This is a genomic window from Evansella clarkii, from assembly GCF_002019695.1.
Classification (GTDB): Bacteria; Bacillota; Bacilli; order Bacillales; family Salisediminibacteriaceae; genus Evansella; species Evansella clarkii.
The window spans coordinates 5,181,891-5,204,670 of the sequence record NZ_KV917376.1 but is presented as its reverse complement, the minus strand read 5'-3'; the positions used below and the strand labels follow the sequence as shown (position 1 = coordinate 5,204,670).

Sequence of the window (22,780 nt, the reverse complement as noted above, 5' to 3'; positions counted from 1 at the left end):
GAGAAGGGGGAAAATGTGTGAGTGAGAGATATATTAATATCGGAAATAAATCGTTATGGACTGTGAAAAATGGAAAGGGGGTCCCTGTTGTTTTATTAAGCGGCGGGCCAGGAATGTACAATTATTTAAAGCCTCTTTCAGACTTACTGGAGGATATGTGTAAAGTCGTTATGTTTGATCCCGCAGGTTGTGGACGTTCTCCATACGATGGCAATGGATGTGATATAGATACCTCTCTGCAGGATATAGAAGCAATCCGGAAGGAATATGGAATATGCAAATGGCTGGTTATTGGCCATTCCTGGGGAGCAGATTTAGGGCTTGCATATTCTCTCAAATATCCTGCTTCTTTATTAGGTTATGTATCGATTTCCGGTACTGGTGTTCAGAATGACAGGGACTGGAAAAAAGAATACAAGTATAACAAGGAGGAATTTGGAGAACCTCTCCCGGAGTTAGAATATGAACATAATAAAGTAGTCCACCGCTCACTTATTAACTCCTGGAGAGATTTTATCAAACAGCCTGAGCTACTTAAGGAGATATCACAGCTGGAACTACCCTCGCTCTTTATTTACGCTGAAAAAGATATTCGCCCGTCATGGCCGATTGAGCAGCTGGCTAATCTAATTCCTGATTCGGCTTACATTAATATAAGGGAAGCAGAACATTATATATGGCTGAGTAAAAAACAGGAATTAGCCAGCGCCATTAAGAGCTTTCTTAAGGAAGGATTGCGATATGAAGCAGATTTACGCGTTTGAAACGATAGAAGAAATAACTAGTTTCAAAAAGATAACAGATGAATTGTACTCTAAATTGGAAGCATATAAGAAACTATTAGAGGACGAGTATGCACTTACAGAAGAACCAAAAGGGATACTTTGGACTTCAGAAGAGCTGGCTACATCTGTCTTTTCCGGCGTTCCCATACCAGCTTTTACAGATAAAAATTTGATCTATATGTCTCCAGACATTAATAAATGGAGAAGGCTGTTTATATGCCAGTTGGAAGGGGTGAGTGTCCCGGATATTCATAAATTTTATGAGAGTTATTCTATAAATCAATTACTCATTATATTGGCACATGAACTTACTCATCATTCTGATTTGTTTCTAGACGAGTTTGATGACGAGCGAACTGACAGCATATGGTTTGAAGAAGGAATGTGCTTCTATCTTCCGAGAAAAATACTTCTTAGTAAGGGGGAATTTGCAGAAATAACAGCTGTGGAATCTGAATTAGTAAAAGTCTTTAAAGAAAAATATGGTAATCACTCACTTGACGATTTTGGCAGAAGTTCGTATAAGGGGACTTTAACCAGTATCATGTACGATTACTGGCGGAGTTATTTAACGGTAAAAGAACTGGTGGAGGATAAAGCTTCCGGGGATATAATAACGATTTTCGAAAAATATCACCAATGGCATAAACAAGGAAGAACCCTCCCTTTAACACAGTTTTTTCATGCAGAGTTCGCGTAATTTCATCGGGCGATTATTTCAGGGACTATGAAGAAAATATCGTGCTCTTTCATGCATTCAGTATGGGTAAACTCTATTTTGAACGTATGAATAAGCCTCATTCAGGTATTCATTACAAGTTAACATCAATCTGAACGCAAGAATAAGCTACATTCGTGAATTCATTACGGGTAAACATCAATCTGAACGTATGAATAAGCCTCATTCGTAAATTCATTATTCGCAAACTCCATAATCCACTTACTAAGGAACAGTGGTATAATCTAAGTGTAACTAGTCAGAAAATTAAAATAAATGGAGGGGAACTTATTGGATGATGGGCAGATGCACAGGACGGTAACAGATGGCAACCGTCAGAGTAAACGAACCGAAAATAAATTAGCTGTTAATAAAAACAAGAGTAATTCCCAAAGAAAACCGGCAATTTTGTCCCTCCTCGTATTAGCAGTCGTATTTGCGATATTATGGATTGTTTTTACTATCTGAATGAATTTCACATATAGACTTTGCATAAAAAAGAAGAACATTACTTTCGATTGCAGCGAAAGACGGCGACTCTGGCGGGAACAGAGCGAGCTGAAAATCCATTTTTGACGGCTGAACGCCGTCAAAAATTAGTTGAAGCCGTGCCCGCAGAACGCGTCCGTCTGAAGCGCAAATCGAACAACAAAGTAACATTATAAGATGATCTTTGAATTTACGATGAAATTTTTTTAATGATGAAATCGATTCATCTAGTAAAAATAAGTCATATAAGGTCTCTTTTATGTTCAATCGCAACAAGTTTAATAGTATTTGATTAGACTCGAAAGATAACCCATCTGTTAGATTAATGTGATTTAAAAATAAAATCGGAGTTGAAGAGATGAAAGTCAGGCCCATTCTATTTATTACAGCTATTTTATTTTTAAGCGGGTGTGCTGATGAATCAGATGCTCAAATTGATGAATTTGAATTAAGTCCTTCATTTGCTGTTTCTGAAACTGATGAAAGAGAGATGGTTGGAGTAGAAGGAAGTGTCGGGCTGCTTTTTGGTGATTTCGCAGCAGGTGAGCCTTCTAAACAAATGTGGCATTTCTGGGGTGATGACCTTCAAAATAAACTTTTAACTGTAAAAGCATTTCATCAGGAGACAGACACCGAAATCAACCCTTTTGTCAGAGAGGAAGAACATAGATTATCAGGTCCAAATAACGGGGCAGACTACCACCTTCCTTCTCTTTTAAAATTAACTGAACCTGGTATTTGGAAAATGGATATATATCTTAATGAGGAATATTACGACAGTATAGTGGTAGATGTTAAAGAGTAGCATCCTTTACCGTTAGCTTTGAATAAAAGGTAAATTATGAGTCTGCTAAAAGGGAGTGTGGAGTAAAATGTGCGGGATTTACAAGTAAACACGAAGCGAGAGATCAGAAGCTGCCGGATTCCCGGGAAATACTATTAAATTCGATTGAGAGAGATTTACTGGATGACGACAATGTTCTGGCATGTTTTTATGGTGGTTCAATAGGTAATGAAAATACAGATTTATATTCGGATATCGATCTCAGAATAGTTGTAGGACAGGAGAAACTACATAACTTTATTGCAGCCAAAAATGCGCGTCCCCGAAATTGGGGGGAAGTGATTTATTTTGAAGATACAGATTCTTTATCAGTGTACACTGTTGCTCACTACGATTGTTTTGTGAAAGTGGACGTCTTCTATTATACTCCGGATAAAATTCAGCCAACTGTCTGGCTGCAAAATATCAAGATTATAAAAGATACGAATGGGATGATGGCCAGCATCTTAGAAAAATCAATGAAATATACTTATGAACCATCGCCTGAAGAAATTGAGGTGTGGAGGACGAAGTTTTTCGCTCATCTCCACGAAGCATATAGAAGAGCGATGAGAAAAGAGTATTACTATGCATTACAGTCTGTTGATAATTTAAGGCTGGCTATATCGGCTGCCTGGTATATGGAGAAGGGAGTCCAGCCAAATGCGTTTGGAGATTGGGCTAAATATGAAGGCGGGAGAAGTAAGCTGGATCCTTGGCAGAAGTCCCTTCTGGAAAGCTGGGAATGCGGGAGAAGCACCATGGAAATCATGACTGTTATGAAAAGTATAGTCCATGAATTTAAAACGGTTCATAGTTCCTCTTTGCACCAAGCTGGGGATAGAGGAGGATTCAGAACTGATAGATAAAATTGTAAACATGGCTATTTAAACTTGGGATGCTATCTTAATCGTCTTATTTAATAGAGTGAACTTAATTACTGAGGTTATAGAGACGTTTATAGTGCCAACTAAGTAAATATAACTGAAGGAGGGCACTAAATTGGGAATACGGAATCAAGATTTTAATGCCGCTCATTAGTAAAAAATAAACACTGAAGGAGTGGCTTTAAATGGAATGGGTTAAGGAATTCTACCATAAGCAATACGAGTGGATGAGTATGGACGATGATGAAGCTATTAAGTATCAAGAAGGATCAATCAGAAAAATGGAAGGCTTATCTGAAAAACCTGTACATAACATCCTTGAATTAGGCGGAGGAAAAGGTCATTTTGCAGTTGCTGCCGCAGAGCGCGGTTATAAGGTTACTGTTATTGAGCTGGTCGAGGAAGCTGCGCGGTACATCCGTCAACTTGCAGCGGAAAGAAACGTTCAGGACCATTTGCGTATTATTAATGGAGATTTTTATACGTTGGAGCTGGAAGAAGAATTTGACGCGGTTTGCTATTGGGATGGATTTGGGATCGGCACAGACAGGGATCAGGAAAGACTGTTAACAAGAATAGAGAACTGGCTGAAACAGGATGGGACAGCCTTTATTGATGTTTACACGCCCTGGTACTGGGCTAAAGTGGCCGGGAAAGAATTAAATATTTCAGAAAGTGTCACCAGAAGGTATGACTTTAACTCGGAGCAATGCAGAATGCTTGATACTTGGCGGAATAAAATGGACTCCGCTGGACAAGTAACTCAATCATTACGATGCTATTCTCCTGCGGATTTAAGATTGCTCCTCAGGGACCGGAATTTGTATTTGGTTCATTGTGAACCAGGGGGCGAAATGGATTATGACAACTGGGAATTCCATGAGCAGGTTCCTTTAAACACAGCAATGACATTTCTTGCAAAACTTAATAAGAGCTGATTTAAACAATATGCAATCCCTGGAGTGGAGTGAGGAAGGTTGTATCAATATTTTAATGGAGTAGTAATAAGGGAGGGTACGGAAGGGGTACCCGCTGATTCTGTTGAAGCTTTATTTGAGGATGCAGGGTGGGCCAGAGAGACACCAGCCTGGCAAAAAGAAAAATTCACTTTAATATTCGAAAACTCTGCCTGGGCATTTACAGTATGGGATGGCAACAAGATGGTTGGTATGGTCCGGGTTATTTCCGACAGGATCATGGCTGCTAATATTATGGATTTGATCGTTCTGTCAGAATACCGTGGAAGAGGGATTGGTAAAAAGCTTGTGGAACTTTGTGTTCAGAAGCTGCCACATGGAGACTGGTTTGCTCATACCTCAGCCAGCAACTTTGATTTTTATAAAAGATGCGGTTTTGAGGTAAAGGATTTATCGCAGAATGGGACCTGTGCGTATTATGGATATATTCAGGCACGGAAAGAAGGACATAGATAAGCTTTTCCTGAAGTGTTAAGAAAGTCCGTACTAGTAAGGCGTGGCCAACAGAAGGAAAGAGGGTGTTTAACATGAGAGAGGCTCTGCCAAATAAAAGGATATTGTTTATTTTTTTATCAGGCTGGGTGATGTTTTACACTCTGAACAGCCCATTGCTTCATAAGGAAACGAATCTTGCTGTTGCAGATATACCTGAGGACTCCATAACTATAGAGGGGTACGTAGTTTCTAAAAGAATTGGCGGCGTCTGGATAGCCAATAAACCGATGAGCACAGGTGAGAGATTGGCCGGCTATTTTACCGGATATGGTGTTGAGAGTATTTATGTGTCCAAACATAAAGAAGCCGGTGGCCATCCAATGTTCAAGGAACTCAGAGTAAACCAAAAAGTACGTGTTCATGGCGATATTCTCAGAGAATCACTACCAGGTAAAACATCAGCCTACTATATTGAAATAATAGAAGATGAATAGTTTGTTCAGCTTATTTGCTGTTCCCGATTTTTACTATCCCCGGGCTGACTTCTCCCCGTCGTATGTCACACTATAGGTTATCCTATATTCAACAGAATATTAATACTATATTAAATTGGGTCTAACTCTCTAAAATTCGATATAAAACCCTCTTTTACAATTGATACCTGCTTATTTCGACCTATTATTTACTAAAAATTCAAATAATTATACAATTGTCAAAATGTTTTTGCTATAATTAAATAACTGTCTTAGTAGCTGGAATATAATGCTGGCATGATAATTATATTCTGTTTGTTAAGGCTGTATGTCTGTCAGATTCCTTGCTTAAAATCATTAAAATTCCGAGCAATAGGAACAGAACGTAAATCAAGTTTGTAGCAGACAACATGAAGTAAAGGGGGACAGCAATTTGCTGAAGTACATTTTAAAACGGTTCGCATGGATGATTTTAACCATATGGGTGATCATTACTTTAACCTTCTTTCTGATGCACTCCATACCCGGCGATCCTCTTGACGTAGGAGATTCTGGCGGATCAGCAGCAGCCAGTGAAAATTTAAGGGCTTACTATAATCTTGACCAGCCACTTCCAGTTCAGTATTTTTCCTACATAAAAAATATCGTCACTCTTGATTTCGGGCCCTCAATGACATCGAGGTCGAGTACTGTAAATGACATGATAAGCAGCGGTTTTCCAGCTTCTCTCCAGCTAGGGATAGCCTCTCTCGTATTTTCTGTAATAAGCGGGGTTGCGCTGGGAGTTCTGGCGGCTCTTAGGCACAACAAAATGATAGATTACATAACTATGATAGTAGCTGTAATTGGTATATCTATTCCAAACTTTATTCAGTCAATGCTGTTTATAAACTACATAGGTGCAAATTTTGATTTCTTTCCTGTGGCAAGATGGGGAACATGGCGGCATGTAATTCTCCCTGCCCTCGCTCTGTCATCGGGGCCAATGGCGATTATTGCAAGGCTGACAAGGTCGAATATGCTTGAGGTGCTCACTCAGGATTATATCAGGACAGCAAAAGCAAAAGGGCTGTCAGCAAGGAAAATTGTAGTAAAGCACGCATTAAGAAATGCACTCCTTCCTGTAGTCACGATTATGGGGGCGCTTACTGCATCAGTACTTACCGGAAGCTTTGTTATTGAACGTATTTTTGCTATCCCAGGGATAGGGCAGTACTTCGTTAACAGTATTAGTAACCGGGATTATCCCATGATTATGGCTACGACTGTTATTTACAGTTCCATACTTGTTTTTATGATGTTCCTTGTAGATATCATATACGGCATAATCGACCCGAGAATTAAACTGCATACGAAGGAGGACTAGCATGGGGATACCAACAAAGCAAAAGACAGAGCATTCCTCTGTCCCGGACGATTTGTTCGTCCCGCTTAATAAAGATTCCGCCCAGCTTGAGAACATCGTCAGGCCAAGCGTGGGCTTCTGGAAAGACGCATGGCAGAGGCTGCTGAAAAACAAACTGGCAGTCGCAGGTCTCATCACAATAATATTTCTGACTATTATGGCAATTGTTGGCCCGATGCTTACTCCATATTCCTATTCAGAACAGACTTTAAGCAACCAGAATCAGCCGCCTTCTGCAGAGCATTGGTTCGGAACAGACAATCTGGGCCGGGATATGTTCACGCGGACATGGTACGGAGCAAGAATCTCACTATTTATCGGTTTAGCCGCTGCTTTAATTGAATTTATAATTGGCGTAATTTACGGCGGTATTTCAGGATACAAAGGCGGGCGTACAGATAACGTCATGATGCGTATTGTTGATATTCTGTACGGGCTTCCATACCTGCTTGTTGTTATTCTGCTTATGGTCGTTATGGGTCCTGGCCTCTTTACAATTATCATAGCTCTTACCCTGACAGGGTGGATCGGCATGGCCAGGATTGTAAGAGGACAAGTTCTTCAGTTGAAAAATAATGAATATGTGCTGGCTTCTAAGGTTCTTGGAGCCAATACATCAAGGATTATCAGAAAGCACCTGCTACCTAATACAATGGGCCCGGTAATTGTTTCTATGACACTTACCGTTCCCGGAGCTATTTTTGCAGAAGCATTTTTAAGCTTTTTAGGACTTGGCGTTTCTGCGCCAGTTGCAAGCTGGGGGTCTATGGCAAACGACGCTCTTGGAGTACTTAATACAGGCCACTGGTGGCGGCTTTTCTTCCCGGCCTTTTTCATCTCATTGACCATGCTGGCATTTAATGTATTCGGCGACGGACTGCGGGATGCCCTTGATCCGAAGCTTAGGAGGTAAATCATGACTGAGAAATTATTAGAAGTAAAGAATCTCGCTGTCTCATTTTCTGCGCAAGGGGGAGAGGTGCAGGCAGTCAGAGGAGTCAGCTTCCATGTTAGCAAAGGAGAAACAATCGCTGTAGTCGGAGAATCAGGATGCGGTAAGAGTGTCACAGCCCAGAGTATTATGAGGCTCATCCCTGAACCGCCTGGAAAAATTAAAGGTGGGAGCATTCATTTCAACGGACGGGACCTCGCCGCACTATCTGAAAAAGAGATGCAGAAAATACGCGGGAAAGAAATCGGCATGATATTTCAGGATCCGATGACAAGCCTGAACCCGACTCTGACAGTGGGGGACCAGATTACAGAGGGGCTGCTTACCCACCAGGATATTAGCAAAGCTGATGCGGAAAAGGAAGCGGTGGATCTCCTGCGACTTGTTGGTTTTGCAGATCCGGAGGCCAGGCTGAAGCTTTATCCCCATCAGTTTAGCGGAGGGATGAGACAAAGGATTGTCATTGCTATGGCACTTGTCTGCAAACCTTCTCTGATCATTGCCGATGAACCAACTACAGCTCTTGATGTAACAATCCAGGCACAGATTATGGAACTATTTAAAGAAATACAGGAAAAAACAGGAGTAGCTATTATTCTCATAACTCATGACCTTGGAGTTGTTGCCCAGGCAGCAGACAGAATAAACGTGATGTACGCCGGAGAAATCATTGAGTCCGGAACAGTTAAGGAAATTTTTTATGATACTCAGCATCCATATACACAAGGTCTGCTGGCATCTGTTCCCCGGCTTGACGGCGACCGTTCGAAACCATTAATACCAATATACGGGTCGCCACCTGATTTATACTCCCCTCCTGCTGGCTGCGCGTTCGCTCAACGCTGTGAATATGCCATGGAAGTATGCAGTAAATATGCTCCGCCTGTTACTTATTTAAGCGGCCAGCACCAAACGATGTGCTGGCTCCAAGATGAAAGAGCAGCCGGGATGCGGGGTCCTAAGGTAACTATCAAGTAATGTGGTTTTTTCCGGGGAAATTGAAGTTGGCAGGTTTATCCGTGGAACTGTATTTTATCAACAAAATTGGGTGTTCAATGCGAACCGCGGTCCAATCAACGAAATCAGGTGTTCAATCAACGACACTGGATGTTCAATCGGCGAACTGCGGTTGAATCAACGAAATAGGATGTCCAATCAACGAAATTATATATTCAATCAACGAAATAGGATGTCTAATCAACGAAATCCACCATTCAATCAACGAACCCTGATACGCAACCATCAAAACCTGCAATTTTAGGAGGTGATAGCTTTTCAGAAGGCCAGGCTTCGACTGATAATCACTAATCCAAACGGACAACTAAGGGGGAAACATTTATGAAAAAGCATAAGATGAAAGGGTTGTTTTTTACAGGCTTGCTGGGTGCTGCACTCCTGGCTGCCGGCTGTTCAGGAAATGATAATGCATCAGGTGAGCAGAACGACGGTAATAACGGCAATAACAGTAATGACGGTGAAGAGAAGAGACTCATTATTAATAACGGATCGGAACCTACTTCACTTGATCCGCCAATCGGTAATGACGAGTATTCCTACAGTATTCTTAACAATGTCATGGAGGGGCTGACCCGCCTGGAGAAGGACGATCCTGTTCCGGCTCCTGCGATGGCAGAAGACTGGGATGTATCTGACGACGGTTTGACGTACACTTTCCATATTCGTGAAGATGCTGTCTGGAGCAATGGAGACCCTGTAACTGCTGAGGATTTCGAATATTCCTTTAAGCGCCTTGCTGATCCGGAAACCGCATCTCCAGCTGCTCATCATTCATACTGGATTGCAGGGGCAGAAGCATTTAATACAGGAGAAGGGTCTGAAGAAGACGTTCAGGTAACTGCTGTTGATGAGAAAACTCTGGAAATAGTACTTGAAAACCCAGTTGATTTCTTCCCGTCCATCGTTGCTATGCCACAGCTGTTCCCAGTACATAAGGATACAGCAGAAAACGATGAAAACTGGGCTAACAGTGTTGACACGCTTGTTACTAACGGTCCGTTCACTTTAACTGAATGGGAGCGGGACGAATACATTCTTGTTGAAAAAAATGAAGACTACTGGGATGCTGAAACTGTAAACCTTGATGCAGTCGAATATTTGATGGTCGAAGATACAAACACAGCTTACCAGCTATACCAGAATAATGAACTTCATGTTTCGGGAATCCCGACAGATATGATGGGAGAATTAATTGAGAGTGATGAAGCTGCTATTTATCCTCGTTCAGGAATTGAGTTCCAGCGTTTTAATGTAGAAGAAGAGCCATTCCATAACAAAAATATCCGTAAAGCATTTGCAAAAGCGATCAATGGCCAGGAAATAGTTGACTACATTATTCAGGGCAACCAGCCGGTAATGGATGGATATATTTACAATGAATTTGTCCACCCGGCAGGAGGAACTTACAGAGAGAATGCAGGAAGCATGCATGAATTCAATGTTGACGAAGCACGTGAGCTACTTGAGCTTGGAATGGAAGAAGAAGGATACGACACACTCCCTGAGGTAACCTTGAGCTATAACACAGATGACCAGCACCATACAGTAGCACAGGCTGTTCAGGAAATGCTTCAGCAGAACCTGGGAGTAGATGTGAAGCTTGAAAATACTGAATGGGCTGTATTCCTTGAGGCACAGCGAAATGTCGAGCTTCAGTATTCACGTTCCAGCTTCCTCGGAGGATACAATGATCCGATGAACTATCTGGATAACTTTACATCTGGAAATCCGATGAACAGAACAGGCTGGAGCAACGAAGAATATGATTCTTTAGTAGCTGAGAGCCTGCAGGAAGTTGATCCGGAGAGACGCTTTGAGCTGATGCAGCAGGCAGAGGAAGTGTTTATGGAAGAAGCTGTAATTGTGCCGCTTTACTTCTATAACAGTACTTTCCTGGAGAAGCCGGAAGTAGTGGATATTGTACGTCATCCAGTAGGGTTTGTTGAGTTAAAATGGGCTGACCTGCAGTAAACTGATTCATGAGGGTGCTCATACTTTATGAGCACCCTTTTTTCAGTGCCTGTCACCACCCGAATAATCTTGTTTCACGGATAATGTTTCACGGGCTGAACAAAACACCGGCCCCGCTGTTAAATGAAACAAGAAATTTGGTTTTTCATAATAACTGCCGATGAAAGGAAGTTAACTATGGCCGCTGTTATTAAGCCGGAAAGATTAAAGCAAGGGGATACGATAGCCGTTGTTGCACCTGCAAGCTGGCCTGATCATAATAATGCATTAAAAGCAGAAGAATTTCTCAATAAATCAGGCTTCAAAGTAAAATTCGGAAACAGCCTTACCAGGAAAAAAGGATATTTAGCAGGGACAGACCAGGAAAGGGCCGAAGAGATGCAGGAGATGTTTGCGGATGAAGAAGTCAAAGGAATTTTTTCTGTCTGCGGCGGTTACGGATCTGCAAGAATAGCTCCTTTACTTGATTATGAGGTAATCAGAAATAACCCAAAAGTATTCTGGGGTTACAGCGATATTACATTTCTTCATATTTCTATTTTTCAAAAGACAGGGCTTGTAACATTTCATGGTCCAATGCTTAGTTCAGATATTGGAAAAGAGGAGGTCCACCCTCTGACATACCGTAACTTTGATAAGCTGGCAGAACCAGCATCATTCAGTTATACAGAGGCAATCAGCCCATTAAAAGTACTCTCTCCCGGAAGAAGAGAAGGCAAACTAATTGGAGGAAACCTTTCGCTGATTGTAAGCGGGCTTGGAACACCGTATGAGATCGATACAAAAGGTAAGCTGCTTTTTATTGAGGAAACAGACGAAGAACCATATCAAATAGACCGGATGCTTAACCAGTTAAAACAGGCAGGTAAAATAAAAGATTCTGAAGGAATACTTTTATGTGATTTCAACGACTGCGGACCAAAAAAACGGAAAGAGTCTTTAACTTTGGAAGAGGTTTTTAACGATCATATTGTTTCTTCCGGCAAACCGGTTATAAGCGGTTTTAAAACAGGGCACTGCAGTCCTAATATCGCTTTTCCTGTTGGTGCAGAAGCAATTCTTGATACAACCAGGCTTACTGTTGAAGTAGAGGAGCCGTTCAGTATCAGCTAGAGATTAAATGGAGGAGAAAATAATGAAACCCATCATTGGAGTTACATCATCCTTTAAAGATGAGCGCACAATGTCAGTTTCTTACGATAATATTGACTCAATTACAGCAGCAGGAGGTGTGCCTCTCGTTTTGCCGAATCTTACAGATAAGGGGCAGGCGGAGCAGATTGCAGCCCAGCTTGACGGGCTGTTAGTTACAGGCGGGGGCGATATAGACCCAACCTTGTTTGGAGAAGAGCCACATCCTGGGTTAGGGGTTATCACTCCAGCCAGAGATGTTTTTGAGATTAACCTTATCAGAGAGATGATGAAAGAGGGCAAGCCGGTACTGGCTATTTGCAGGGGCTGCCAAATATTGAATATTGCTGCAGGGGGCGATATGTATCAGGATATCTACTCGCAAATTGGCAGGCAGCTTTTACAGCACAGCCAAAAAGCTCCCCGTTCCCATGCCTCCCACTATATTAATGTGGCAGAGGGAAGCCTTTTAAAACAAATTACCAATCAGGAAAAATATAAAGTTAACAGCTACCACCATCAGGCAGTCAGAAACCTGGCTCCGGAATTTTACGTGAGCGCCTGCTCCAGTGACGGAATTACAGAAGCCTTCGAAAGCAGGGAGCATCCCTTTGTGATAGGCGTTCAATGGCATCCGGAATGTATGACAGCTTCGGGAAACCAACCTTCCCTGTTGCTGTTTGGCGCATTTGTTGAAGCCTGCAGACAAACGAATAAAAGACAGCGTACAACCGTATAAGGACGAGGGGAGTTGGAGAGAACATGCGGGAAAAGCTTCTGGAAGTTAAAAATCTGAAAAAGCATTTTACAGTAGGAAAAGGAGAGGTACTGAAAGCCGTCAACGATGTTTCTTTTGCAATATATAGAGGGGAAACTCTTGGTCTAGTTGGCGAATCAGGCTGCGGCAAGTCTACTACAGGCAGGACGATCATCCGCCTGTATCACGCAACAGAAGGAGAAGTGCTGTATGAGGGAGAGAATGTCCATAAGATCAGCGGGCGGAATATTAAGAAGTTCAACAGAAAAATACAAATGATTTTCCAGGATCCATATGCTTCTTTAAACCCAAGAATGACCGTGGAAGACATTATTGCGGAAGGTATGGACATTCATGGCCTGTACCGGGGAAAAGAGAGGCAAAAGCGTGTACACGAACTGCTGGAAACAGTTGGGCTAAGCAAGGAGCATGCTGTAAGGTTTCCTCATGAATTCAGCGGAGGGCAGAGGCAGCGAATTGGCATCGCGCGAGCGCTGGCAGTTGATCCTGATTTTATCATAGCCGATGAACCTATATCGGCTCTCGATGTTTCCATTCAGGCGCAAGTAGTTAATCTGATGCAGAAATTGCAAAAAGAGCACGGGCTGACTTACTTATTTATCGCACACGACCTTTCCATGGTAAAGCATATAAGCGACCGGATTGGAGTGATGTACCTGGGCGGAATGATGGAACTGGCGGAGAGTGAAGAATTATATGAGCATCCCCTTCATCCGTATACACAGGCACTGCTTTCCTCTATTCCGGTCCCTGACCCAGAGATAGAAGAAACACGGGAAAGGGTAATCCTCCAGGGAGATGTTCCGAGCCCGGTAAACCCGCCGAGCGGGTGTGTTTTCAGGACAAGATGCCCTGAGGCTATGGATATTTGCTCACAGGTGAAGCCAGGCTGGCAGGAAGCGCGCCCAGGCCACTTTGTAGCGTGCCATCTGTATGACGGGATTGAAAATGGGGGTAAAGCATGATTATCAGGGGAATTGAGACAAACAGAATAGCCGTTCCGTTAAAGAAGCCTTTTAAAACAGCATTAAGAACAGTAGAAACAGCCGAAGCGGTTATTGTCAGGGTACATAGTGATGACGGATTAACAGGCTGGGGAGAAGCACCTCCTACAGTAGTTATTACTGGGGAAAGTCTCGATAGTATTGAATCAGCGGTCATTCAATCTATTAAACCAGCGTTGCTGGGAGAGGATGCAGCGGATTTTGAACGTGTGTTTGAAAAACTGCACAAGGCGATCGCAGGGAATACAAGTGCGAAAGCTGCGGTTGATATGGCTGTTTATGACTTGCTGTCCAAAAAAGCTGGTCTCCCTCTGTATCAGTATTTAGGCGGTTATCAAAATGCGCTTGAAACAGATTATACAGTGAGTGTAAATTCTCCGGATGAAATGGGAGAAGACGCAGCTCAGTATGTGGAAAATGGATTTAACGTTTTGAAGATTAAAGTAGGTAAAGACGAGATTGCTAAAGATATTGAACGCATAATAGAGGTAAGAAACAGAGCTGGCAGCAATATTAAAATCCGCCTTGACGCTAACCAGGGCTGGGAAGCAAAAGAAGCGGTTTATTCCATTCGCAAGATGGAGGACATGGGACTTAATATTGAACTGATTGAACAGCCAGTTAAAGCAAAGGATCTGGATGGCTTAAAAATGGTGACAGATAACGTCGCCACCCCGATTATGGCAGATGAAAGTGTTTTTTCACCTGAAGATGCTTTTGAGGTAATCAGGAACCGCTGTGCTGACCTGATTAATATTAAATTAATGAAAGCAGGGGGAATATACCAGGCCGAATTTATAAACCGGATGGCTCAAATGGCGGGCATCGAGTGCATGGTAGGGAGTATGATCGAGACAAGGCTTGGAATTTCTGCTGCAGCCCACTTTGCCGCCAGTAAAAAAAATATTACGAGATTCGACTTCGACGCTCCCCTTATGCTGAAACAGGATATCTTTCAGGGCGGGCTGCGGTATGAAAAAAATAAAATCTATCTTCAGAACGAACCAGGGCTTGGAATTACAGGAATAGCTGATTATGAGGAGGTTCTGTGATGAGCAGAGAGTATATTGTCAGGGTGCCTGTTGCTACCATATGGACAAATCCTGAAGCGCCAAGGAAGATTGATGAAAAAGCAGTCAGCTATCCACTTGAAATGAAAGACTGGCTTAAGGAGATGACGACAGAAGAGCGAAGGCTTCTGTGCGATAATAATCTTGTGCAGAGCCAAGTACTGTATGGGCAGCAAGTGACAGTAAAAGAGGAAAAAGGCGAGTGGTTTCACGTTCTGGTCCCTGAGCAGCCATCTTCAAAGGACGATGGAGGCTACCCAGGCTGGCTTCCGAAAAATCAGGTGATTTCCCGGGAAAAAACAGATGTCACAGACACCACTGCTTCCGTTGCTGTAACAGCTCAGACTGCATGGTTGTATGAAGGTACGGAACCTGTGCTGGAGGTCAGCTTCCAGACGAGGCTTCCTCTTGTCAATGAGACAGAGGACTGGATAACAGTTAAAACACCTGATGGTGATAGGCTAATAAAAGCTGCTGATGCTGAAGTGATTGATAGCCAGGAAGAATCCGAAAATGTGAATGGAGAAAAGCTGGTGGAAACAGGCGCTGCCTTTCTTGGCCTGCAATATTTATGGGGAGGAATGAGCGGCTTCGGTTTTGACTGCTCCGGATTCACCTATACTATTCACAGAACGTTTGGTATTACCATTCCCCGGGATGCTTCTGATCAGGCGAGGCAGGGAGAATTGGTGGAAAGAGCTTCCCTGAAAAAAGGGGACTGCCTCTATTTTGCTAAAGAAGAAGGACAAGGAAGGGTTTATCACGTAGGCATGTATTACGGTGATAATAAAATGATCCACGCGCCAAGTACTGGAAAAGGGATTGAAGTTGTGGAGATCGGCACTACTAAGTACGATAAAGACTATTGTACAGCGAGAAGATTCTGGTAATGCAAAAAAAGGACAGGGAAATCCTGTCCTTTTTTTGCACTTTTTAGAAAGTATAAAATTTTTGCGGTGAAGTTGATTCGATCAGTGAAAATTTTTAAGGCTAAAGTATAAGTGCAACTACGCCTCTGTCATCGCCAAAGGCTCGCCAATCAGCGAATTTTCTTTATGTGGGGAAATCAAAACAGATTGTTACCTGGTTTGTTTGTCAGACCTAAGCCGTCTAATTAAACTGCTGAATAGTATGTATATTTTCACAATTTTAGCATCTTAAGGTTGCTAAATTCCGACAGCAAACCTATAATTCTATTATTAACAACAGATATGCAGAAGGGGTGGCCTGGTTGATTCGTCGGTTTTTATCTTATTATATACCTCATAAAAAACTGTTTGCTGCAGACTTCAGCAGTGCTGTAGTTGTAGCAATTCTTGAACTGGCTTTTCCTCTTGCCGTCCAGTGGTTCGTGGATTCACTCTTACCAACAGGCGACTGGTCCACCATAGTGCTGGTAGGTGTTGGGCTTTTTCTTGTATACGGTTTTAGTACCTTTCTGCAGTACATAGTTAACTACTGGGGCCATAAATTAGGCATTAATATTGAAACTGATATGCGTGAAGAGCTGTTCCAGCATGTACAGAAACAAAGCTTTCGTTATTTTGATAATACAAAAACCGGCCATATTATGAGCCGGTTCACGAACGACCTTTTTGATATAGGAGAACTGGCGCACCATGGCCCGGAAGATATGTTTATTGCGATCATGACTTTTGTGGGTGCTTTCTGGATTATGCTGACAATTAATGTTAACCTCGCCTTAGTTATCCTGCTTATTGTGCCGATTCTTGTAGGACTGATTATTTTTTGTAACCTGCAGATGAACAAGGCGTGGAGGCAGATGTTTAAGGATATTGCGGACGTAAATGCAAGAGTGGAAGACAGTGTGTCAGGTGTCCGTGTTGTACAGTCTTTTACAAATGAACGTTTTGAAATTTCCCGTTTCACACGTGAAAACAAGAAATTCAGAAAGGCAAAAATCCGTTCTTACCGGGTCATGGCCTTCAGCCTGTCAGGAATATACATGCTGACAAGGTTTATAATCCTCGTAGTTCTCGTTTATGGGGCATGGCTTAGTTTTACGGGAAGATTATCCTACGGAGAGCTCGTAGCTTTCATCCTTTATGTGAACGTTCTTTTTAAACCTATTGATAAAATAAGCGCATTAATGGAGCTGTATCCGAAAGGAATGGCTGGTTTCAGGCGCTTTACAGAAATGATTGATACAGAACCGGAAGTGAAAAATGCACCGGATGCAATCAAAGCTCCTCCGCTGAGAGGGGATATCCAGCTTGAAAATGTCAGTTTCAGCTATGAGAACAGTAAACGAGTTTTACAAGGAATAGATCTTGAAATTAACGCTGGTGAAACAGTAGCCTTCGTTGGCCCATCCGGTGCTGGCAAAACAACGATCTGTTCACTTGTACCAAGATTTTACGATGTGGATGGGGGTGCTGTTACAATAGATGGGATTGATGTCAGACAAATGACGAAAGAGTCGCTTCGCTCCCAAATCGGCATCGTGCAGCAGGATGTCTTTCTGTTCACCGGTACATTAAAAGAAAACATAGCATACGGAATGCTGGATGCATCAGATGAAGAAATCGCAGAAGCCGCACGGCGGGCTCACTTAGAAGAGTTTATACACTCCCTGCCAGATGGATACGAAACACAAATTGGCGAAAGGGGCCTTAAGCTTTCGGGAGGGCAAAAGCAAAGAATTGCAATCGCAAGAATGTTCCTCAAAAATCCGCCAATTTTAATACTTGATGAGGCAACTTCGGCTCTTGATACAGGGACAGAGCTTATTATTCAGCAGGCTTTGTCCGAGCTGGCGGAAAACCGGACAACGCTTGTAATAGCCCACAGGCTTGCAACCATACGGAATGCTGACCGTATAATAGTTGTCACCCCGGAAGGAATTGCTGAAGAAGGTACTCATGAAGAGCTTGTGAGAAAAGGCGGGGTCTTCGCCAGTCTGCATAAAGTCCAGTACCAGCAATAAATCTCGTATTTAGGTTAATTGGAAGAAACAATTCGTTATAAGAGTTTAAATAAGGGAATAAGATATTTATCCCGATGTAGCCGTCCGTAAAACGCCCAACTAAAAATATGGGCAGGAGCGAAGATGTTAAGGTGGGCTATAACGGACGTTAATAACATCCCAATTGGTTGAACTAACAATCAGTGGGCGAGGCACAAATTCCACTGATTGAAGTTTCACTTTATGGTCTGAAAACATGTCCCTTGAACGAACGATGTATGTGGAGAATTTTATCAAAAATGAACTTGTTTTGTCAGATTAATTTGTACTTATTTTATGCTGGAGGTAGAAAGACATGGCAGATGAACATTTTATCCATAAAACATATTACAGGCAGTTGCTTGAAAACGTGGAGGCTCAGCATCCCCTTCCTGCCCTGGGAGAGATGTTCTTTGTGGAGCACGCAAAGGAAAATACTGATTTATCTCATATCAGATTTGCCCAGGGAGAACTGTATTTTCACCATAAGGATATAGAAGCGGCCATTTATAAGTGGGAAAATGTCAGCGGGGAGCTGGAGCCATGGGCAAAGAAGAATATTGGAGACGCTTATTACGAGCTTGGATGGTACAGCGAGGCTGAAAATACGTATACATCAATTAAAACAGACAGCACGGTTCTTTCTGTAGAAACAGCGCTGCAGCTGTTCTCTCTTTATGGAGAAAAGGGAAATACGGAAAAGGTCTATAAGTATATTAAAAAAGCAATCTCAATTGACCCGGACTATCCAAATGTTACGGAGCTTGCGAGAACCTTCTATGAAGAACAGGAGGACTGGAATAATGCAGTTGAACTTGCAGCTGCTGAAGCGAAGCGGACAGGGTCGTTAAAATGGTTCGGTATACTGAGGTCCTATATTGATAATGGCCACACAAAAGACTTTTCTCCGGAATACTTTTACGACACAGCAAAAGTACTCAACGAAACGGACCGGCAAAGCTTTTCACAATTTACAGCTTCACTCTGGATGAGCTATAAAAAAAGGGACACTTTCCTTCCCTGGATGAATATGGCCAATACGCTGTTTTCTGAAGTGGAAGTGGACTATGCTCCGTTGGAAGAAATTGCTGCTCTACATCACGAAAGTTATATGGAACTGATGACAGGAGAATACCTGATAAAACAGGTGGAAACAGTAATTCCTGGCTTATTGAGGAACTGGTTTAAGTTTACGAGTGAAAAAAGGGCACTGTTTCCGGCAGCAGCTGTTATGGCCTGGACAGAGTACTTCCCGTCATCTCTTGATGGTGACACATTGAAGGCAGCTGAAAATGTCCTGTTTAATTATGATCATGTGAGCGGAAACCTGGAAGAAACTCTTGACCTGCTTCAGACTGTATTAACATGGGCTGAATCGAATCAGCTTAAAATGAGCGGGAAAGTTAAATGGATGGTTTCCAGGCTGACGAAAAACAAAACACATCTTCTTGTGACCGGATCAGCAGGCAGTGGAAAAGAAGAGGTGATTAATTCTCTTCTTAACGAAAGGCTCTCAGGTGACGAACAAATAACGATGTTTATTGATAATCATCCTGAACTGCAAAGTATGAATGAAGTAACAGAAGAAGGAAGCCAGCCTGTAGAGGATATAGCAGCACTGCCTGATTATACGGTAGTAGAGCTTACATGGCCTTCGTCATTCCTCGAAGAGCTTAATTGTTCATTAATCAGCACTCCTGTATTCAACGGGAGAAGCATCAGCCAAAATGAAGCATCCAGATACTTAAATGTTTCAGATGGGATGCTTTATGTACTGGACGGAAGAAGGCCTTTCTCCGAAGAGGAGTTCCAGCTGCTCATGGATATATATGAAAATGCTCCAGGTTTACAGGTGCATTTCTTATTGAATGATCGTGACAAATCTGTATACGACCAATACATTGCCGAAGAAGTAAGGGAAAAAATAAAAGATGTGTTTCCGGAAGCACGGGTCTTTTCCTTTCCTTCTCAGAATGCAGGTTATGGAGAAGTGCATGATCTCGTGGAATTTATTAATGGAAGTTTCACGCTTCATTCAGCAAAAAGTTCTGAGCAGCAGATTGCTAAGCTTATAAGCCTTATCCGATACGTATTATCTGACCTGCTGGAAAAAAGAACTGCAATGGAGAATACTTATAATGACAATGTTGTATTCAATGAAGACATTATGGAAAGGCTTAAAGGCCTTGTTAATTCTCTCAAAGATACAGAACAGGATAAATCACAGATAATTACGGAATCATACCGGGCAGTAAAAGAAGAGGCAAAGCGTGATCTGAGGAAGAAAGTTCCTGGCCTTTTAAAGGAATGTGCAGACTATATTAAAGAAGACAGCGACTTCCGCAACCTCCATGAAGAACTTGACGAGAGAATGAATGAGGCAATAAGGAAGCACATTCATGACAATGTGGTACCTGGATTGCGCCTGGAACTCCAGCAATGGCTTGACGGCTCTGAAGAAGAGCTTCGCGCTGTGCAGGAGTACCTCGATGGGATGAATGAAACGCTGAATAGCCTTTATGAAGAAGAAAAGCTTAACCTTCAGTGTGACTTCCAGGTTCTCTCTGACTGGCGCAGAGATATCAACCGGATCACACACAGAATCGATTTTGAAGATGAAAATATTATGAACCGTTCCAAACCCTCACAGTTTTTCCTGAAAAGTGCCGGAAAACTGTTCGGTAATATTCAGCAAAACAAAAATATGTTATATAACCAGTATAAGCGCGCTGTGGAAAATGACAGCTATGAGGATGTAACAGAATCGGTGGTTAAGAAAACATTCCTTGAGTTTGACTTGTTCGAGAAAGCACTGAAGGCTGATGTTTCATTGTTCTTCGAGGGTCCTTTCCTAGAGCTCAGCAAAACGATAACTGAAGCGGAAGCAGAGAAGGGGCAGGTTATTGATAAGCTTGAAAAAATCAAACAGAGCCCGGAACATTTCTATGATCCGCTAAAAATATTTGAAGTCAGGCTTCTGCAGTGCGAAATGATGAAAAGAGCAAGTGAAGATCAGCCTTACGTAACATAATTGTATAGAGTCAATAATCCCCGGCTGCATTGTGGCCGGGGATTTCATGTTTGCACAGATTATATGCGGGTACAACCATTAGTAAAGGCAGTATCATCATCATAATTTCAAAGGAGGATTTACTAATGGATAAGAAGATTATTGGTGGCGTATTTAAAGAACAAGAGGAAGCAATCAGAGTAATCGAGCAATTAGAGAAGAGCGGTTTTAAACGTGATGATATTTCCGTCTTTGCAAAAGGCGATGATGCTGATGCAATTGAAGATAAGACAGATGCGGATGTTACAGATACAAAAGATAATAATAAAGGAAAGAAATCAGGTAAAGGTGCCGGCATTGGTGCAGGAAGCGGTGTTGTATTAGGCGGTTTAGCAGGTCTTGGCTTAGTTGCTATTCCAGGTGCAGGCCCAATCATGGCAGCAGGCCCGATCGCTGCAGCGATTGAAGGCGGTATAATAGGTGCCGGCGGTGGTGCGATTGTCGGTGCACTGACTGGAGCAGGTATCCCTGAAGAAGATGCTAAAGAATACGAGAAATATATTAAAGATGGCTACACTGTTGTATTAGTAGAGGCAGAGGAAGATAAGCATCAGGACGTTTATACAACGTTCCGTGACAATAATACAGCAAACACGCATATGTATCCTGGTCTGGACGAAACAGATAAAGGAAGCGTGTAAAATAATTGATGATCAAAACCCATCCCCGATTGCCAGGGATGGGTTTCTGTTTATTTTGGAGAAAAAGTGACTGGTGCTTAATTTCGTGCCCCTTTAATTTCGAAGAAGTGGGTTCATTTTCGCAACAAGGCAGGTGAATATCGCAACAAGGGAGGTAAATATCGCAACAAGGACACCGGATAACGCCACAACGCCGCCTCCTGATCTAATAACAGACTCCTGATTAGTATCCTCTCCTATAATCAATCAAATTAATACCCGGCAGTTTTCCTTCCGCAAAATTCTTTAAATTCGGTATAAAGATATCCTCCATCAGCCGCTGATTATAGTATTCGGTCGAGCCGGCTGTATGCGGAGTAACAATCACATTTTCCATATCCCATAGAGGACTTGTTTCTTCCAATGGTTCTTGTTCAAATACATCAAGGCCTGCCCCGGCAATTTCACCGTTTTTAAGAGCTTTAATTAAATCTTCTTCCACTACAAGCTGGCCTCTTCCTATATTTACAAAGAACGCCGATTCCTTCATCAATTTAAATTGTTCTGCCTTGAAAAGCCGGTTAGTCTGTTCAGTTAACGGCAGAGTTACAGCGACATAATCACAGCGGGGGAGAATCTCATTCAGCTTATCCATCGTATACATTTCATCAACATTTTCTTCCTGTTTTTCAGAGTTCCTTATACCAATTACAGTCATGTTGAAAGCTTTTGCAATTTTAGCAGTTTCCTTGCCAATTGCACCGACGCCTATAACGCCCAGGGTTTTACCGTGCATTTCCATTCCCATATTTGCATGATGCCAAAGTTTCTCCTGCTGGTTTCTCACATATGTATGAACTTTCCTTGTCAGCCCCAGCATCAAGGCGAAAATGGTTTCTGAGATTGGATAGGCATGTACTCCAGTAGCATTTGTCAGTAAAGTTTTTTCGTTTTCCAGCTCTTTTAACGGCAGGCTGTTAATCCCCGCACTCCACGTCTGCAGCCAGCGGAGCTTGCCATCCTTAATTTTGAGGTGTTCGTTCATTTCCTTTTTCCAGCCGGCAATTACTGCGGCGTCATTAATATGAGGGAGCCATATATCCTCGTTTTTACCAGTGATTATTTCCCACCCGGGTGCTGCCTTTTTTGTTTCTTCAATTAAATTTTCACTTATATTATGAGTAATAATAACCTTTTTTTGCACGATGAT

Annotated in this window: 22 protein-coding genes; 21 read left to right on the top strand and 1 reads right to left on the bottom strand. The window is 42.4% G+C overall.

Annotated features, from left to right (window positions below):
* The first annotated feature begins 17 nt into the window (after positions 1 to 17).
* The 21 genes from BK582_RS24785 (at position 18) to BK582_RS24695 (ending at position 21,591) form a co-directional block, all read left to right on the top strand.
* Positions 18 to 764: an alpha/beta fold hydrolase gene (locus BK582_RS24785; protein WP_244895476.1), complete on the top strand. Its 747-nt coding sequence runs from the start codon at positions 18 to 20 to the stop codon at positions 762 to 764.
* Positions 742 to 1,485 (top strand): hypothetical protein, encoded by a 744-nt coding sequence (locus BK582_RS24780; RefSeq protein WP_078597646.1) that lies wholly within the window; start codon positions 742 to 744, stop codon positions 1,483 to 1,485. The genes BK582_RS24785 and BK582_RS24780 overlap by 23 nt, the downstream gene beginning before the upstream one ends.
* A gap of 309 nt (positions 1,486 to 1,794) precedes the next feature.
* Entirely contained in the window at positions 1,795 to 1,971 is a 177-nt protein-coding gene (locus BK582_RS27430) for a hypothetical protein (protein ID WP_169911256.1), read from the top strand.
* Between the two features lie 50 nt (positions 1,972 to 2,021).
* Positions 2,022 to 2,168, top strand: a complete 147-nt coding sequence (locus BK582_RS27730; protein WP_218190761.1) for a hypothetical protein — start codon at positions 2,022 to 2,024, stop codon at positions 2,166 to 2,168.
* Between the two features lie 182 nt (positions 2,169 to 2,350).
* Positions 2,351 to 2,797, top strand: a complete 447-nt coding sequence (locus tag BK582_RS24775) for a DUF4871 domain-containing protein (protein WP_078597644.1) — start codon at positions 2,351 to 2,353, stop codon at positions 2,795 to 2,797.
* A gap of 317 nt (positions 2,798 to 3,114) precedes the next feature.
* Positions 3,115 to 3,684, top strand: a complete 570-nt coding sequence (locus BK582_RS24770; protein ID WP_338066843.1) for a hypothetical protein — start codon at positions 3,115 to 3,117, stop codon at positions 3,682 to 3,684.
* Between the two features lie 203 nt (positions 3,685 to 3,887).
* Entirely contained in the window at positions 3,888 to 4,640 is a 753-nt protein-coding gene (locus tag BK582_RS24765) for an SAM-dependent methyltransferase (protein ID WP_078597642.1), read from the top strand.
* A gap of 39 nt (positions 4,641 to 4,679) precedes the next feature.
* Positions 4,680 to 5,135, top strand: coding sequence for a GNAT family N-acetyltransferase (locus BK582_RS24760; RefSeq protein WP_078597640.1), 456 nt, complete (start codon positions 4,680 to 4,682; stop codon positions 5,133 to 5,135).
* 71 nt (positions 5,136 to 5,206) lie between these two features.
* On the top strand, positions 5,207 to 5,608 hold the full coding sequence (locus BK582_RS24755; protein ID WP_078597638.1) for a DUF3221 domain-containing protein: 402 nt from the start codon (positions 5,207 to 5,209) through the stop codon (positions 5,606 to 5,608).
* 412 nt (positions 5,609 to 6,020) lie between these two features.
* A complete protein-coding gene (locus tag BK582_RS24750) occupies positions 6,021 to 6,953 on the top strand; it encodes an ABC transporter permease (protein ID WP_088035986.1) in 933 nt (310 codons plus the stop codon).
* Between the two features lies 1 nt (position 6,954).
* Positions 6,955 to 7,905 (top strand): ABC transporter permease, encoded by a 951-nt coding sequence (locus BK582_RS24745; RefSeq protein WP_078597636.1) that lies wholly within the window; start codon positions 6,955 to 6,957, stop codon positions 7,903 to 7,905.
* A gap of 3 nt (positions 7,906 to 7,908) precedes the next feature.
* Positions 7,909 to 8,922 (top strand): ABC transporter ATP-binding protein, encoded by a 1,014-nt coding sequence (locus tag BK582_RS24740; protein WP_078597634.1) that lies wholly within the window; start codon positions 7,909 to 7,911, stop codon positions 8,920 to 8,922.
* Between the two features lie 360 nt (positions 8,923 to 9,282).
* Complete coding sequence (locus BK582_RS24735; protein ID WP_078597632.1) at positions 9,283 to 10,932, top strand: peptide ABC transporter substrate-binding protein; 1,650 nt, start codon at positions 9,283 to 9,285, stop codon at positions 10,930 to 10,932.
* Between the two features lie 177 nt (positions 10,933 to 11,109).
* Complete coding sequence (locus BK582_RS24730; RefSeq protein ID WP_078597630.1) at positions 11,110 to 12,045, top strand: S66 peptidase family protein; 936 nt, start codon at positions 11,110 to 11,112, stop codon at positions 12,043 to 12,045.
* A gap of 22 nt (positions 12,046 to 12,067) precedes the next feature.
* The gene (locus BK582_RS24725; protein WP_078597628.1) at positions 12,068 to 12,802 is read left to right on the top strand and encodes a gamma-glutamyl-gamma-aminobutyrate hydrolase family protein; all 735 of its coding nucleotides are present in this window, start codon (positions 12,068 to 12,070) and stop codon (positions 12,800 to 12,802) included.
* A gap of 23 nt (positions 12,803 to 12,825) precedes the next feature.
* Positions 12,826 to 13,806, top strand: coding sequence for an ABC transporter ATP-binding protein (locus tag BK582_RS24720; protein WP_078597626.1), 981 nt, complete (start codon positions 12,826 to 12,828; stop codon positions 13,804 to 13,806).
* The gene (locus BK582_RS24715) at positions 13,803 to 14,897 is read left to right on the top strand and encodes a dipeptide epimerase (RefSeq protein ID WP_078597624.1); all 1,095 of its coding nucleotides are present in this window, start codon (positions 13,803 to 13,805) and stop codon (positions 14,895 to 14,897) included. The genes BK582_RS24720 and BK582_RS24715 overlap by 4 nt, the downstream gene beginning before the upstream one ends.
* On the top strand, positions 14,897 to 15,805 hold the full coding sequence (locus BK582_RS24710) for a C40 family peptidase (RefSeq protein WP_078597622.1): 909 nt from the start codon (positions 14,897 to 14,899) through the stop codon (positions 15,803 to 15,805). Before BK582_RS24715 ends, BK582_RS24710 begins: the two co-directional genes overlap by 1 nt.
* 341 nt (positions 15,806 to 16,146) lie before the next feature.
* Positions 16,147 to 17,862, top strand: coding sequence for an ABC transporter ATP-binding protein (locus BK582_RS24705; protein WP_078597620.1), 1,716 nt, complete (start codon positions 16,147 to 16,149; stop codon positions 17,860 to 17,862).
* 334 nt (positions 17,863 to 18,196) lie between these two features.
* Positions 18,197 to 20,911 carry a P-loop NTPase family protein gene (locus tag BK582_RS24700; protein ID WP_078597618.1) on the top strand — a complete coding sequence of 905 codons (2,715 nt, stop codon included), beginning with the start codon at positions 18,197 to 18,199 and terminating at the stop codon, positions 20,909 to 20,911.
* 125 nt (positions 20,912 to 21,036) lie between these two features.
* A complete protein-coding gene (locus BK582_RS24695; protein ID WP_078597616.1) occupies positions 21,037 to 21,591 on the top strand; it encodes a general stress protein in 555 nt (184 codons plus the stop codon).
* Between the two features lie 223 nt (positions 21,592 to 21,814).
* Here BK582_RS24695 and BK582_RS24690 read toward each other — a convergent pair whose 3' ends face one another.
* A complete protein-coding gene (locus BK582_RS24690; protein ID WP_078598291.1) occupies positions 21,815 to 22,777 on the bottom strand; it encodes a D-2-hydroxyacid dehydrogenase in 963 nt (320 codons plus the stop codon).
* Positions 22,778 to 22,780 lie beyond the last annotated feature (3 nt).

Bases quoted from the DNA above. Each gene is read 5' to 3' on its own strand.
- BK582_RS24745 (WP_078597636.1), top strand. From the start codon at position 6,955: ATGGGGATACCAACAAAGCAAAAGACAGAGCATTCCTCTGTCCCGGAC.
- BK582_RS24715 (WP_078597624.1), top strand. From the start codon at position 13,803: ATGATTATCAGGGGAATTGAGACAAACAGAATAGCCGTTCCGTTAAAG.
- BK582_RS24725 (WP_078597628.1), top strand. From the start codon at position 12,068: ATGAAACCCATCATTGGAGTTACATCATCCTTTAAAGATGAGCGCACA.
- BK582_RS24700 (WP_078597618.1), top strand. From the start codon at position 18,197: ATGGCAGATGAACATTTTATCCATAAAACATATTACAGGCAGTTGCTT.
- BK582_RS24720 (WP_078597626.1), top strand. From the start codon at position 12,826: ATGCGGGAAAAGCTTCTGGAAGTTAAAAATCTGAAAAAGCATTTTACA.
- BK582_RS24730 (WP_078597630.1), top strand. From the start codon at position 11,110: ATGGCCGCTGTTATTAAGCCGGAAAGATTAAAGCAAGGGGATACGATA.
- BK582_RS24755 (WP_078597638.1), top strand. From the start codon at position 5,207: ATGAGAGAGGCTCTGCCAAATAAAAGGATATTGTTTATTTTTTTATCA.
- BK582_RS24735 (WP_078597632.1), top strand. From the start codon at position 9,283: ATGAAAAAGCATAAGATGAAAGGGTTGTTTTTTACAGGCTTGCTGGGT.
- BK582_RS24695 (WP_078597616.1), top strand. From the start codon at position 21,037: ATGGATAAGAAGATTATTGGTGGCGTATTTAAAGAACAAGAGGAAGCA.
- BK582_RS24780 (WP_078597646.1), top strand. From the start codon at position 742: ATGAAGCAGATTTACGCGTTTGAAACGATAGAAGAAATAACTAGTTTC.
- BK582_RS24765 (WP_078597642.1), top strand. From the start codon at position 3,888: ATGGAATGGGTTAAGGAATTCTACCATAAGCAATACGAGTGGATGAGT.
- BK582_RS24740 (WP_078597634.1), top strand. From the start codon at position 7,909: ATGACTGAGAAATTATTAGAAGTAAAGAATCTCGCTGTCTCATTTTCT.
- BK582_RS24775 (WP_078597644.1), top strand. From the start codon at position 2,351: ATGAAAGTCAGGCCCATTCTATTTATTACAGCTATTTTATTTTTAAGC.
- BK582_RS24710 (WP_078597622.1), top strand. From the start codon at position 14,897: ATGAGCAGAGAGTATATTGTCAGGGTGCCTGTTGCTACCATATGGACA.